The sequence below is a fragment of the Streptomyces sp. NPDC111628 genome, assembly GCF_055635195.1.
On record NZ_JBVKBZ010000009.1, the window covers coordinates 26426 to 40489 of the forward strand.

Here is a 14064-nt window from a genome sequence, read left to right on the forward strand (position 1 = left end):
CGACACGTATTTCTTTACGCTGCGCGCATGACCGTGACTGAGAACGCGCCCGCCGCCACCGCCGCCGTGCCCGCTCCACTGCCGCCGCTCGCCGCACGGGCCCGGTCGATCGGCGGTTCGCCCGTACGGGACATCCTCGCCGTCACCGCCCGCCCCGAGGTGATCAACTTCGCGGGCGGGCTGCCGGCCCCCGAACTCTTCGACGCGGAGGGCATCGCCGCCGCGTACCGGGACGTCCTCGCCGAGACGCCCGCGCGGGCCCTGCAGTACTCCACGACCGAGGGCGAACCCGCCCTGCGGGCCGCGCTCGCCGCCCGTACCTCGGCGCGCGGGCTGGCCACCGGCGCCGACGACATCCTGGTCACCACCGGCTCGCAGCAGGCCCTCTCGCTGCTCGCCACCGCCCTGCTCGAACCCGGCGACACCGTCCTCGTCGAGCGCCCCTGCTACCTGGCCGCGCTGCAGGCCTTCGGCTTCGCGGGCGCCCGGGTGGTGGCCGTGCCCGGGGACGAGGACGGAATCGACCCCGAGGCACTGGAGGAGCTGGTGGTGCGCGAGCGCCCCAAGCTGCTCTACACGGTGCCCACCTTCTCCAACCCCACCGGCCGCACCGTGCCAGCCGCCCGCCGCGCCGCCCTCGCCGAGGTCGCCGGGCGGTGCGGCCTGTGGATCGTCGAGGACGACCCGTACGGCGAACTGCGCTTCGAGGGCGAGCGGGTGCCGTGGATCGCCTCCTACGAGGGCGCGCGTGACCGGACCGTGCTGCTGGGCTCCTTCTCCAAGGTCATGGCGCCCGGTCTGCGCCTGGGCTGGCTGCGGGCGCCCGCCGAGCTGCGCCGGGCCTGCGCGGTCGCCAAGCAGGCCGCCGACCTGCACACCCCGACCGTCAACCAGCTCGCCGCCGCCCGCTACCTGGCCGACCGGGACCTGGACGCCCACGTCGCCCGCGTCGCCGCCGTCTACGGCCGGCGCCGGGACGCCATGCTCGCGGGCCTCGCGGACGCGCTCCCGGCCGGGTCGGTGTGGACCCGCCCCGAGGGCGGCATGTTCCTGTGGGCGCGACTGCCCGAGGGGTACGACACCACCGCCCTGCTCCCCGAGGTGGTCCGGCACGACGTGGCGTACGTCCCCGGAGCCCCCTTCCACGCCGGCGAGCCCGACCGCGCCACGCTGCGGCTCTGCTTCGTCACCCAGACACCGGACGAGATCGCGGAGGGGCTGCGGAGGCTGGGGGAGGGGCTGCGGGCCGCGCGTTAGACCGGAGCCGGCAGGGTCACTCCCTGGCCGTCGCGACCGTCACCGCCCGGACCCGCAGGGCCACCCGGCCGGGCAGAGCGGTCGCGACGAGGGTGAGGAATCCGGCCCCGGCGACCACCGCCACGTACACGAGCGGGAGGACGGCCGGTGCCGCCCGGCCGGTCATGCCGACGCTGAACGCGGTCAGGACGGACAGGGCGATGGCGCTGCCGAGCGTGGTGGCGAGCAGGAGCAGCGACAGGGCCTCGGTGCGCAGCATGCGCAGCACCTGGCGGCGGGTGGCGCCCGCGAGGCGCAGCAGTGCGAACTCACGGACGCGCTCGGCGACCGACATGGCGAGCGTGTTGACGACGGCGATCGCGGTGAAGGCGAGGACGAGGCCCATGGCGAGGAAGTTCACCTCGGCGTTGGCCTGTTGACGCTCGGCCTGGAGGGAGTCCGCGGCGGCCGGAGTGAGGACGGTGAGGCCCGGGAAGTCCCGCAGTGCGGCGGCCAGGTCGCCGCGGGCGCGGTCCGTGCCGACGAGGAGGGTGGCGGCCAGCGGATTGTCGACGTGGGCCGCGACCAGGCCGTGCGCGAAGGTGAGGTCGCCGAAGCCCAGGCCCCTGGCGTAGACGGCCGCGACCGTGACCTCGACGGGCGTGCCGTCGCCGAGGGTGAGCTTCAGGGCGTTGCCGGGGGCCAGGCCGAGCTGGTCCGCGGCCAGTTCGCTGACGGCGACGGTGCGCTCCGTGAGGCCGTCGAGCGAACCGGCGACCACGTCCGGGTCCCAGGTGCGGGTGAGGCCCGCGGGCGTGACGCCCTGCGCGGCGTACTTGTCGAGGCCGACCCGGACGGTCGTACGGACCACCTCGGTCACCACGTCCTCGCCCGAGCGCAGGCGGTGTGCCGCCTCGGCCGGGACGCCGGGCCCCGGTGAGGCGACGACCCAGTCGGCGCGCACCCCCTCACGGGCTTGGGCGCGGGCCGCGTCGCCGAGGGTGGGCTGCACGAACAGCACGGTGCAGGCCATGCCGACCAGCAGCGTCAGCGGGGTGACGACGGAGGCCGCGCGGGCGGCGCCCGCGCGCAGGTTGGCGGTGGCGAGCCTGCCCCCGTGGCCGGTCAGCCGCAACGGTCCCGCCAGCAGCAGGGCCGCCGCCCTGACCAGCAGCGGCCCGAGCAGGGCGACGGCGGTCGACAGGACGACGACCGCGAGGAACGTGACCGGCGTCGAGGCGGGCTCGGTGCGCAGCATGCTGAGCACCACCACCAGCACGACACCACCGGCGAGCAGCACCAGCCCGGCGAGCAGGCGGCCCCAGGGGGTCCGGGGGCTTTCGGTGCGGGCCTCGGCGAGCGCCTCCGCGGGGCGGATCCGGGTGACCCGGCGGGAGGCGATCCGCGCGGCGGCCCAGGCACCGAGGAGGGTCGCGGCGACGGCGGCGAGCGGCGGGAGGAAGCCGGTGGTGTGCTGGAGCGTGGCGGGTACGGCGCCCAGCGCCACGAACCTGTCGAACAGCAGTGTGCCCAGCGGGAGTCCCAGCAGGGCCCCGGCGGTGCCCGCGGCGGCGCCGACGATCAGCGCCTCCCGCCCGAGCAGCCGGCGGACCTGCCCCGTGGTGGCGGCGACGGCACGCAGCAGGGCGAGCTCGCGGTGGCGCTGCTGTACGGAGAGCGCGAAGGTCCCGACGACCACGAGGACCGCCACGAGCAGCGAGGTGCCGCCCATCGCGCCGCCCATGCTGACCAGCTTGGTGCGCGCCGCGGCGGCGTCCAGGAACTCCACCGGTCCGCGGGCGTCGCCGGTCGTGACCCGGGCGCCGGTACCGGCGCCGCTGCCGGTGTCGCGCAGCGTCTCGGTGAGGTCGTGCCGCAGCCGCTCCGGGTCGGTGCCCGCCTCGGGGAGCACGCCGAAGGCGGTGACCTGCCCGGGGTGTGCGGCGAGCCGGCGGGCCTCGGCGGCGGAGAAGAAGAGGGAGGTCTGGTGGCGCACGTCCGGGCCCGGAGCGGCGATCCCGGAGACCCGGTAGGAACGCGGCGCCCGCGTCGACTGGACGGTGAGACGGTCGCCGGGGGCGAGCCGGGCGCGTTCGGCGAGGTGCCGGTCGACGACCACGTCGGTGGCGGCCTCCGGGGCGGCGCCGGAGGTGAGCCGGTACGGCGTCAGCGCGGCCGACTCCCAGGCGTGCCCGTAGGCGGCCCGACCGTCCGCGCCGGTGTCACTGCCGGTACTGGTGCCGGTGCTGGTTCCGGTCAACGGCGTGGCCGGGAAGGTAAGTTCGGGGATCACCCGGGCGACGCCGGGCGTGTCCGCGAGGGTGTCCGCGAGGGAGGCTGCGAGCCACGCCCGCTCGGCGATGGGTTTGGCCTTGTGCTTGACCTTGGTCTTGCCCTTCTTGTGCTTGACGGTTCTCTGGTGGACGTTCTGGTCGGCGGAGACCACCACCGGGGCCGCGGCGTACCGCTCGGTGCGAACGGTGCCGCGCAGTCCGGTCTCCAGCAGCGTGCCGCAGGCGGTGATCAGGGCGGCCGCGCACATCAGGGCGAGGAAGGCGCCGAGGAAGCCGGCCTTGCGGGCGCGGACGGTCTTCAGGGCGTAGCGCAGCATCATGAGGGGTCGGCCTCTCTGTCGGCGCCCGGCTCCGGGACGGGAAAGGCGAAGAACCGGGTGAGCAGCGTGCGGGCGCCGGGCGGGGTCTCGTCCGCGGGCCGCTTGTAGCGGTTGAGGAGCGCGATGTACTCCTCGAAGAACGCGTGGAGTTCGGGGAGCGTGAGCCGGACCGTGCCGCGCGAGTACGGGTAGGCGTCGGCCCACGGGTCGTCGGGTGCGGTCCGCTGCAGCCGCTCGAAGAGTTCCAGGTCGGCGGCGTACGCGTGCCGGTTCAGCTCGTCCATGACGTGCCGGGTCTCAAGGCTCTGGCGGCTGCGGGGCGGGAAGCGGCGGTCGCGGGGCACCGCACGCCACCAGCGCTCCCGGCCGCCGCCGCGCTCCGTCTCCTCCACGAAGCCGTACCTGGCCAGCTCACGCAGGTGGTAGCTGGTCGCCCCGGTGTTCAGGCCGAGCGAGCGGGCCAGGGTCGCCGACGTGGCCGGTCCGTGCAGGCTCAGGTGGTGCAGCACCCGCTGCCGGCGCGGATGCGCGAGCGCCTTGAGCGCGGCGGGGTCGAGTGCTTCGGGTTCCTGGGGCATGCGTCCACAGTCGTCTGTGCACAGATGTCTGTGCACTGCGGTGGCCCGGTGTCCCCACCGGGGGTTGTCCCCACCCCGGCGCCAAATGCCGGTACGCCTGCCGCTGGTGCTACCCGGGCGGCGGCGACCGGGGTGTCGTGTCGGCGGCACCGCGCACGCGGGCGTCGACGCACTCCCGTTCGCCGTCGGCCGCCGCGGGCCGGAAGCAGGCCCGGACGACGGTCCCGGGGCGGGCCGCGGTCATGACCGTGTAGACGTAGGACTCCGCGTCGACCTCGTCCGCGATCTCCGCGCGCCGGGTCGGGCCGCCCGCCGTCACCTCCAGCCGGTCCCCGACCCGCGTCCCCCACATCCTGGCCCACCCGGCCTGGCACTTGGGGCTGTAGCGCAGCTCCACCCGGGCCCCGGTGGCGGTGCGCTCGGCGGTGAGGGTGTCGGGTCCCGAACCGCAGTACATCTGCATCGGATCCTGGCCCTCGCAGGCGGCGCCCCGGCAGCGGGGTCCGGGTGCGGACGGCGCGGCGGACGGCGGCCCGTGGGCGCCCCCGTCGCCCCGCAGGTGCGGCAGCAGCAGGAGCGCCGAGACGACACCTCCGGCGGCCACCGCGCACACCGACGCCAGCACCACCAGCAGGCGTCCGCGGGCGAGGGGCGGCCGCGCCCGGGACGACGGCGACTCGGGCGGCGGTTCCGGAGGAGTGGGCTCCGCAGGGGCGGCCTCCGGCGGGGCCGGGGCGGGCCGCGCCCCGCGTCCGCTCCACTCCGACTCCGCGATCTCCCACAGCGCCAGCAGCCGCCCCTCCGGCTCCCGCGCGAGCCGGCACAGGTCCCGCACGGCCCGACGCGGCGGTACGGTCTTGCCGTTGAGGTAGCGCTCCCAGGACGACTTGCTGTACGTGGTGCGCTCCGCCAGTGCCGCCAGGCTCAGACCCGTACGCGTGCGCAACTCCCGCAGCGCCGCGGTCAGCCGGTCGCCCTCCGGCGTCACTTTGGCGCCTTCCCCCGCAGCGCCTTCCAGGTGTGCGGGCCGACGATGCCGTCCACGACGAGCCCGTGCCGCTTCTGCACGCGCTTGACCGCGCGCTGTGTCATCGGGCCGAAGATGCCGTCGACCTCTCCCGGCGAGAGCCCCGCCCGCGCCAGCAGGCACTGTGCCTCGGCCACCTCCGGGCCCGCCTCGCCGAAGGCCACGACGGCGTCCCGAGTACGGCTGTTGCCCGCGTACCAGAGGCCGTCGGCCCGGGTGATCCGGCAGGTGTAGGTGACCGGTGAGCGGGACGCCGACGCGGTGGCCGGGACGGGCGTGGCCGTCGTCGTACCGTGCGCACGGTCGCCGCCCCCGCCCCCGGCACCGGGGCCGGAGTCGGAGGCGCCGGGGAGCCGCACCGCCAGCAGGACGGCGGCGGAGACGGCCAGGACGAGGGCTGCCGCACCCGCCACCACGGCGCCGCGCGGCCAACGCCCCCCGGTCCGCCCGTTCCCGGGTGGGGACCCGGCCGTCGCGCCCTCCCGCCCGGCTGCTGCCGTGCCGTCCGGCTCGGCCAGGACGCCCCCGCGGGTCCGGGCGGCCCAGCGCTCGGCGGCGACCTCGTGCAGTGCGAGCAGCCGGGCCGGCTCCTCCCCGGCGATCCGGGCCATCGCCTCGACGGCCGCCCGGGGCGGCAGCGACCGCCCGCCGAGATAACGCTCCCAGGACTTCGCGCTGTACCCCGTCTTCGCGGCCAGTTGCCGCATGCTCAGTCCGCCGTGGTCCTTCACCCGCCGTAATCGCACCACCAGCTGGTGGACGCGCGGGTCGAGTTCGGCGGGCAGCTCTTTCCAACGCGACATGTTCCCCCCACTCGCGTCCCGGCTCGTTCTGCATCAGCGACCACGACACCCACCGGGCGGCGGTTCCCGTGCCCGTACGGAATCGGCCATCGCCCGCCCCAGCCGTCCCGTCGTGCCGTCCCGGCGTACGGCATCCCCGCAGGCAGCCGGGTGCAACGTCCCGTCCGGACGTCAGTCGCCAGGCGAGTGTGGCGGGCCGGGCCGCCGGGGCCGCAGGCTCGTCGTCGACAGCACCGCGAACGCATCGGAGGGGAACCATGCGAGCTTTGACCAGGGCACTGGTGAGTGTGACCACCGCGGCCGGGATCGCCGTCGGCGGCCTGGCCGCCGCGAGTACCGCGACGGCCGCGCCCGAGCCGGCACAGCAGCGGACGGCGAGCGCCGGGGCGGTCTCCGTGCTCGCGGTGAACAACCTGGGGCTGGACAGCAAGCACGCCAAGAACTGGCAGTGCTGGCTGAAGTACAAGGGCTACAACCCCGGCTCGATCGACGGGCAGCTGGGCACCAACAGCTGGAAGGCCGCCCAGCGCTTGTTCTCGACGAAGTGGGGCTATCCCAGGAACCAGATCGACGGAATCGTCGGAACCAATACGATCCGGGCGCTGCAGCGCTACCTGAACGATCACACGGACGAGAACCTCGCTGTCGACGGCGTCGCCGGCGTGGCGACCAGGGCCGCGTTCTGGAACTTCACCGCCGTCTGCTGACTCGGCCCCGCGAGCACACGGACACGCACGGCCCGTCCTCCACCGGGGGAGAGGACGGGCCGTGCGTGTCTGTTCGGGTGCTCAGGCGCTCAGAGCCGCTCGGGCGTCCGGATGCCCAGCAGGGCCATGCCCCGGTGGAGGGTGCGGGCCGTGAGGTCGCACAGGAACAGGCGGTTCTCCGCCACGTCCTGCGGCGGCTGCGGCTTGATCACCGGGCACTTGTCGTAGAACGTCGTGTACAGCGACGCCAGCTGGTACAGGTACGCCGCCAGCTTGTGCGGGGCGTACTCCGCGGCCGCCTCGAAGACGGTGGTGCCGAACGCGTCCAGGTGCAGACCCAGCGCGCGCTCCGCCTCGTGCAGCTCCAGCTCCGGGTGGGCGGCGGGGCGGACCTCGCCGGCCTTGCGGAGGATGGACTGGATTCGGGCGTAGGCGTACTGGAGGTAGACGCTGGTGTCGCCGTTGAGCGAGACCATCTGGTCCAGGTCGAACTTGTAGTCGCGGTTCGGCGACGTCGACAGGTCCGCGTACTTCACGGCGCCGATGCCGACCTGCGCCGCCCGCTCCTGGATCTCGTCCTCGGTGAGGTCCCGCGCCTTCTCGCGCACGACCTCGGCCGCCCGCTGCACCGCCTCGTCCAGCAGGTCCTCCAGGCGCACGGTTTCGCCCGCACGCGTCTTGAAGGGCTTGCCGTCGGCGCCGAGCACCGTGCCGTAGCCCATGTTGTGCGCGGTGACCTCGTCGCCGAGCCAGCCGGCCCGGCGGGCGGTCTCGAAGACCATCCTGAAGTGCAGCGACTGGCGTACGTCCACGACGTACAGCAGCGTGGTGGCGTGCAGGTCCTGGACGCGGTTGCGGATCGCGGTCAGGTCCGAGGCCGCGTAGCCGAAGCCGCCGTCGGCCTTCTGCACGATCAGCGGCACCGGCTGGTCGTCCTTGCCGCGGATCTCGTCGAAGAACACCACGAGCGCGCCCTCGGAGCGCACCGCGACACCCGTCTCCTCCAGGATGCGGGCGGTCTCCGGCATGCCCTCGTTGTACGCGGACTCGCCGACGATCTCCTCGTCGCGGATCTCCATGTCGAGCTTCTCGAAGACGGAGTAGAAGTAGACCTTCGACTCGTCCACGAACTGCTGCCACAGCTCGAGCGTCTCCTTGTCGCCGGACTGCAGGGCGACGACCCGCCGCCGGGCCCGCTCCTTGAACTCCTCGTCCGCGTCGAAGACCGCGCGCGAGGCCTTGTACACCCGGTTCAGGTTCGACATGGCCTGCTCGCCGTCGACGTCCCCGGCCGGGGCCAGCTCGCCGGGGTGCTCGAACAGGTACTGGATGAGCATGCCGAACTGGGTGCCCCAGTCGCCGATGTGGTGCCGGCCGATCGTCTTCTCGCCGGTGAAGTCGAGCATGCCGCGCAGGGCGTCGCCGATGACCGCGGAACGCAGGTGGCCGACGTGCATCTCCTTCGCCACGTTCGGCTGGGCGTAGTCGACGACCGTGGTGCCCGCGTCCTGCTTCAGCGGCACGCCGAGGCGTTCGCCGTCCGCGAGCCGCGCGGCGAGGTTCGCGGTGATCGCCCGGTCGGCGACGGTGATGTTGAGGAAGCCGGGTCCCGAGACCTCGACGTCCTTGATCAGCTCGTCACCGGTGGTGATCCGCGCGACGACCTCGGCCGCCAGCTCCCGCGGGTTGGCCTTCGCCTTCTTGGCCAGGGCGAGGATGCCGTTGGCCTGGTAGTCGGCCCGGTCGCTTCGTCGCAGCAGCGGGTCCGCGCCGGCGGCCTCCGGCCGGGTGGCCGTGAGGGCGGACGCGAGGTGCTGCTGGACGGAGTCGCTGAGGGACGTGACCGAGGCCATGGAGTGGCTGCCGTTCTGCTCGGGTTCCTGGAAGTGGTACAGAAACCGAGTATCCCACGCGGTGAAAAGCGGTTTTCGCGGATGCGGGCCGGGCTGGGAGAATGGAGCGGTCAGCCGTGCGACCGTACCGGCTGTCTCCGGAGCGGTTCCGGGGAAGCTTCAGGAAAGAGGACGTGCCGATCGTGGCTCAGAGCACAGAGACCACCGACTGGGTCTCCCGTTTCGCGGACGAGGTCATCGCCGAGTCGGAGCGCCGTGCCCCGGGCAAACCAGGTGTCGTCGTCGCCTCCGGACTCTCCCCCTCCGGCCCCATCCACCTGGGCAACCTGCGCGAGGTCATGACCCCGCACCTGGTCGCCGACGAGATCCGCCGCCGCGGGTACGAGGTGCGGCACCTCATCTCCTGGGACGACTACGACCGCTACCGCAAGGTCCCGGCCGGCGTCCCCGGCGTGGACGAGACCTGGGCCGAGCACATCGGCAAGCCCCTGACCTCCGTCCCGGCCCCGAAGGGCTCCCCGCACCCGAACTGGGCGGAGCACTTCAAGGCCGCGATGGTCGCCTCGCTCGCCGAGATGGGCGTCGAGTTCGACGGGATCAGCCAGACCGCGCAGTACACCTCCGGCGTCTACCGCGAGCAGATCCTGCACGCCATGAAGCACCGGCGGGACATCGACGCGATCCTCGACCAGTACCGGACCAAGCCGAAGACGACCGGCAAGAAGTCGCAGAAGCCCGTCGACGAGGCCGAGCTGGAGGCCGCCGAGGGCTCCGGCGCCGCCGCCGAGGACGACGGCAGCTCCGGCTCCGCCGGGTACTTCCCGTACAAGCCGTACTGCGGCAACTGCGAGAAGGACCTGACCACGGTCACCGCCTACGACGACGACTCGACCGAGCTGACGTACGCCTGCACCGCCTGCGGCTTCTCCGAGACCGTGCGGCTGAGCGAGTTCAACCGCGGCAAGCTGGTCTGGAAGGTCGACTGGCCGATGCGCTGGGCGTACGAGGGCGTCGTCTTCGAGCCCAGCGGCGTGGACCACTCCTCGCCCGGGTCGTCGTTCCAGGTCGGCGGGCAGATCGTCGGGATCTTCGGCGGCAAGCAGCCGATCGGCCCGATGTACGCCTTCGTCGGCATCAGCGGCATGGCCAAGATGTCGTCGTCCAAGGGTGGCGTGCCCACCCCGGCCGACGCGCTCCAGATCATGGAGCCCCAGCTGCTGCGCTGGCTGTACGCCCGCCGCCGCCCCAACCAGTCCTTCAAGATCGCCTTCGACCAGGAGATCCAGCGGCTGTACGACGAGTGGGACCGCCTCGACGCCAAGGTCGCCGACCGTTCGGCCCTCCCCGCCGACGTCGCCGCCCACGCGCGCGCCGTCGGCACGGCCGCCGGTGAGCTGCCGCGCACACCCAGGCCGCTGCCGTACCGCACGCTCGCCTCCGTCGCCGACATCACCGCAGGACACGAGGACCAGGCGCTGCGCATCCTCGGCGAGCTGGACCCGGCGAACCCGATCGAGGCCCTGGACCAGGCCCGGCCCCGCTACGACAAGGCCGAGGCGTGGATCAACACCCACGTCCCCGCCGACCAGCGCACCATCGTGCGCCAGGAGCCCGACGCCGAGCTGCTCAAGTCCCTCGACGAGCCGAGCCGGGAGTCGCTGCGGCTGCTGCTCGACGGGCTGGCCGACCACTGGTCCCTGGACGGGCTCACCCACCACGTCTACGGCGTCCCCAAGGTCCAGGCGGGCTTCCCCGCCGACGCCACGCCCAAGGAGCTGCCGCCGGAGATCAAGACCGCCCAGCGGACGTTCTTCGCGCTGCTCTACCACCTGCTCGTCGGCCGCGACACCGGCCCGCGCCTGCCCACGCTGCTGCTCGCGGTGGGGCAGGACCGGGTGCGGGCCCTGCTCGGGGAGTAGCACCGCACGGACGGTACGAAGAAGGGGGCGCCCGGTTCTCGCCGGGCGCCCCCTTCGCCGTAGCCGCCTCAGGCGATGTGCTCTTCCTGGAGCTCCCGCATGTGGCGCTCGCTGAACGCCTTCACCATGCGATCGGCCTCACGCGGAGCCAGCGGCACGCCGAAGGTCGCCTCCACGTCGTTGCGGAACTGGGCGACCGTGGGGTAGCTGCCGTCGATCGACTTCCGGAAGACCGTGTAGTAGTCCTCCTCCGTCGGTTCCGGCTCGGTTGTGCCGACGCCCTCACCCAGCTCGCGGGTGCGGCCCGGCACGACCGGTATCGGGAAGCTGCCCGTCTCCTCCGGCGAGGGCTCCTGCAGCGGGGGCTCCTCCTCGTACTGGTCCCGGTACTGGTCGGCCTGCTGCTGCTCCTCGTACCACTGGGCGTACTGCTCGCCCGGGTCGTAGCTGGGGTCGTAACCGCCCTGGTAGGCGACCTGGCGGGTGTTGAACCAGGGGCTCTGCTCCGGGCCGTCCTCCTCCCCGGCACCGTGCGGCGGCCCGTCCTCGGGCCCGGACCGGTCCGCGGGTCCGGACCGGTCGGCGGGCCGGGGCCCGTCCGCCTCGGGGCCCTTGACCAGCTCGGCACGCTGCTCGCCCACGGGGGTCTGCGGGCCCGTCTCCTGGAGCTGCCGCGGCACCGGCGGGAGCAGGGCCGGTTCGATGCCCGCCGCCGCCAGCCCGGCGGGGCCGGTCTGCGCCAGCGGGACGCCGTAGCGGGCCAGCCGCAGCGGCATCAGGGACTCCACGGGCGCCTTGCGGCGCCAGGCGCGGCCGAAGCGGGAGCGCAGCCGGGCCCGGTAGACCAGCCGCTCCTGCTCCAGCTTGATGACCTGCTCGTAGGAGCGCAGCTCCCACAGCTTCATGCGCCGCCACAGCAGGAACGTCGGCACCGGCGAGAGCAGCCAGCGGGTGAGGCGGACGCCCTCCATGTGCTTGTCGGCGGTGATGTCGGCGATCCGGCCGATCGCGTGCCGGGCGGCCTCGACGGACACCACGAACAGGATCGGGATCACGCCGTGCATGCCCACGCCCAGCGGGTCGGGCCAGGCCGCGGCGCCGTTGAACGCGATCGTCGCCGCCGTCAGCAGCCACGCCGTCTGCCGCAGCAGCGGGAAGGGGATGCGGATCCAGGTCAGCAGCAGGTCCAGGGCGAGCAGCACACAGATGCCCGCGTCGATGCCGATCGGGAAGACGTACGAGAAATTCCCGAACCCCTTCTTCAGGGCCAGTTCCCGCACCGCCGCGTACGAACCCGCGAAGCCGATCCCGGCGATGATGACGGCACCGAAGACGACCAGGCCGATGAGGACGCGGTGCGTCCGGGTCAGCTGAAGTGGCGCGGCCACCCGTACTCCCCTCCCATTGCGTGTTGTTGCGCGCAACAGAGTGGCACATGTGTGCGGGGGACGGGTGACCGGTGGGTCGAAGAGACCGTCAGCTGTCCTTCGCCGGCGCCTTGGAGGACGAGCCGGAGGGTGCCGGCGTGCCGCTCGGGGTGCCACTCGGCTTGGCGCCGGCGGAGGTGTCGTTGGCCTTCATCACCGCGGCCACCGCCTCCTTGGCCGCCTTCTGCGCGTCCTTCACCAGGTCGTCGGCGTCCGGGGTCTTGTCGCCCGCCAGGCCCGCGCCGTTGAAGTCGACGGTGACGACGACGTTCTCGGCCCGTGTCACGACCGTCTGCTGCTTGAAGGTGCCTTCCTTCTTCTTCAGGTCGTAGCTCACCACCGAGGCCTCGTTGCCCGTACGGCTCACCGGCGTGGTCTTGAGGCTCTTCGCCCCCTCAGCGGCCTGCGCGTCCTTCAGTTGCTTCAGGTAGTAGTCGTGCGCCAGCTTCTCGCCCTCGCCGCGCGTCACGTCCGACTCGAAGCGCAGCATCGACACGCTCAGCCAGCGGAACTGAGAACCCTTCACGCCGTTGTCGTCGAGACTGTCCCAGGAGCAACTGGCCCGCGTCGCCGTGTCGTTGGACGAGCCCTCCTTGCCGGAGTCGCCCTTCGGCACCAGATCGTCCAGCGTCTTCTTCGTCACCACCGAGCACGGCTGCGGAAGCTTCCCGTACGCCGCCGCCTTCACCGTCGGGGACGGGCTCGCGGACTTCGACGCGGCGGACTCCTCAGCGGCCTTGTCCTTGCCGTCCTCGGAGCCGGAGTCCGAGGAGCAGCCGGCTGCCACCAGCATCACGGGTACGGCGGCCGCGCCGACAAGGACGCGGGTGAGTCGCTTCGCTCGCTTCGCTTGCGGGTCTCGCTGGTCACGCTGGGCTCGTAGCTGCATGGTTCCTTCACTCATGGCACTCGTGGTTCCTGCGTTCGGAACGGGTCCGAGGGGCCACCGTACGCGGTGAAGAAATCGTGCGGTCCCGCTTCGGCGGCAGCGCACGCGGGTGCGGGGGAGCCCCGGAACGACTCAACCGCCCAGTGAATCCGCCAGCTGGGAAGCCAGTTTCCGCGCCATGTCCTGCATTTCCTCGCTGTCCGGGACGACTCCGAGCGTCGCCGACTGCTCCGCGTACTCGATGGTCACCATGACGTTCGACGTGCGGAACGCCACAGTCACGGTGCGCCGCTTCGCCGTCGAGCCGGAGCTGCTGAGCGCGTCGTCCACGAACGCCTCGTCGCCCAGGTCGTCCAGGAGCCGGGGCTGGACCTCGGCGGGGGACGCGGTCGACGAGGACGAACCCGACGCCGAGGAGGAGGGCGAGGACGAGGGGGCGGACGCCGAGGACGAGGGCGTGCCGCCCGCACCGCCGGCCGGCTCTCCGGACTCCCCGGCGGACGACGAGGGGCTGCCGGACGGGGAGTCCGAGGCGGCGGACCCGGACTCCGAGACGACCGGCTCGGGCAGGTCGGCGGCCTCCACCTGCTGCGCGAAGAGCTGCTCGGCCTCGCTGTCGTCGCTCACGGAGCCGTCGTAGGACACCACCCGCTCGAAGTCGACGAAGAGATGATCGGTGGCCTCCGCCGACTCCACCTTCCAGCGGCAGCCGACCTTGCGGTCCGTGTCGTACGCGAGCGTCGGCTCGCCCGCGTACGCCTTCTCGCGCTGCTCCTCGTCGGCGATCTCCTCGATGCCGGGCAGGAGGGTGTCCAGCGCCTTGTGGCCGACCGCGCCGCACGGCTCCGGAAGGGTGCGGTACTTGCCGGGCTCGGCCGCCTCGGTCGCGACCCCGGGCTGCCCCGGGTTCGAGTCGTCCGCGGTGGCGCCGCCGTCCGAGCCGCCGGTGCAGCCGGCCAGCAACGCCGCCAGGAGGGCGGCGACGCCCGGTACGTAGGCCTTCCGCTGCAC

11 protein-coding genes are annotated in these 14064 nt (G+C 73.1%); 3 read left to right on the top strand and 8 right to left on the bottom strand.

The annotated features are described in order from the left end of the window. The first annotated feature begins 27 nt into the window (after nt 1-27). Nucleotides 28-1257, top strand: a complete 1230-nt coding sequence (locus ACZ7MF_RS37895; protein WP_471482681.1) for an aminotransferase-like domain-containing protein — start codon at nt 28-30, stop codon at nt 1255-1257. 16 nt (nt 1258-1273) lie between these two features. On the opposite strand, the gene ACZ7MF_RS37900 is transcribed toward ACZ7MF_RS37895, so the two are convergent. The 4 genes from ACZ7MF_RS37900 to ACZ7MF_RS37915 form a co-directional block, all read right to left on the bottom strand. Continuing rightward, nucleotides 1274-3850 carry an FtsX-like permease family protein gene (locus tag ACZ7MF_RS37900; RefSeq protein WP_471482682.1) on the bottom strand — a complete coding sequence of 859 codons (2577 nt, stop codon included), beginning with the start codon at nt 3848-3850 and terminating at the stop codon, nt 1274-1276. Next, a complete protein-coding gene (locus ACZ7MF_RS37905; protein ID WP_471482683.1) occupies nt 3847-4428 on the bottom strand; it encodes an ArsR/SmtB family transcription factor in 582 nt (193 codons plus the stop codon). Before ACZ7MF_RS37905 ends, ACZ7MF_RS37900 begins: the two co-directional genes overlap by 4 nt. Nucleotides 4429-4537: 109 nt before the next feature. Next, nucleotides 4538-5416, bottom strand: a complete 879-nt coding sequence (locus ACZ7MF_RS37910) for a helix-turn-helix domain-containing protein (RefSeq protein ID WP_471482684.1) — start codon at nt 5414-5416, stop codon at nt 4538-4540. Beyond that, nucleotides 5413-6258, bottom strand: coding sequence for a peptidoglycan-binding protein (locus tag ACZ7MF_RS37915; RefSeq protein ID WP_471482685.1), 846 nt, complete (start codon nt 6256-6258; stop codon nt 5413-5415). The genes ACZ7MF_RS37910 and ACZ7MF_RS37915 overlap by 4 nt, the downstream gene beginning before the upstream one ends. Nucleotides 6259-6515: 257 nt before the next feature. Between ACZ7MF_RS37915 and ACZ7MF_RS37920 the strand changes: the two genes are divergently transcribed. After that, nucleotides 6516-6965, top strand: a complete 450-nt coding sequence (locus ACZ7MF_RS37920) for a peptidoglycan-binding domain-containing protein (RefSeq protein ID WP_471482686.1) — start codon at nt 6516-6518, stop codon at nt 6963-6965. Between the two features lie 89 nt (nt 6966-7054). On the opposite strand, the gene argS is transcribed toward ACZ7MF_RS37920, so the two are convergent. Beyond that, complete coding sequence (gene argS / locus ACZ7MF_RS37925; protein ID WP_471482687.1) at nt 7055-8818, bottom strand: arginine--tRNA ligase; 1764 nt, start codon at nt 8816-8818, stop codon at nt 7055-7057. A 173-nt stretch (nt 8819-8991) separates the two neighbouring features. Between argS and lysS the strand changes: the two genes are divergently transcribed. Further along, entirely contained in the window at nt 8992-10737 is a 1746-nt protein-coding gene (gene lysS / locus ACZ7MF_RS37930) for a lysine--tRNA ligase (RefSeq protein ID WP_471482688.1), read from the top strand. A gap of 68 nt (nt 10738-10805) precedes the next feature. Here the strand turns inward: lysS and ACZ7MF_RS37935 are convergent, their stop codons facing one another. The 3 genes from ACZ7MF_RS37935 to ACZ7MF_RS37945 all read right to left on the bottom strand — a co-directional run bounded on the left by ACZ7MF_RS37935 (nt 10806) and on the right by ACZ7MF_RS37945 (nt 14064). Further along, nucleotides 10806-12125, bottom strand: a complete 1320-nt coding sequence (locus ACZ7MF_RS37935) for a DUF2637 domain-containing protein (RefSeq protein ID WP_471482689.1) — start codon at nt 12123-12125, stop codon at nt 10806-10808. Between the two features lie 88 nt (nt 12126-12213). Continuing rightward, on the bottom strand, nt 12214-13053 hold the full coding sequence (locus tag ACZ7MF_RS37940; protein ID WP_471482690.1) for a DUF3558 family protein: 840 nt from the start codon (nt 13051-13053) through the stop codon (nt 12214-12216). Between the two features lie 132 nt (nt 13054-13185). Further along, nucleotides 13186-14064: a DUF3558 domain-containing protein gene (locus tag ACZ7MF_RS37945; RefSeq protein WP_471482691.1), complete on the bottom strand. Its 879-nt coding sequence runs from the start codon at nt 14062-14064 to the stop codon at nt 13186-13188.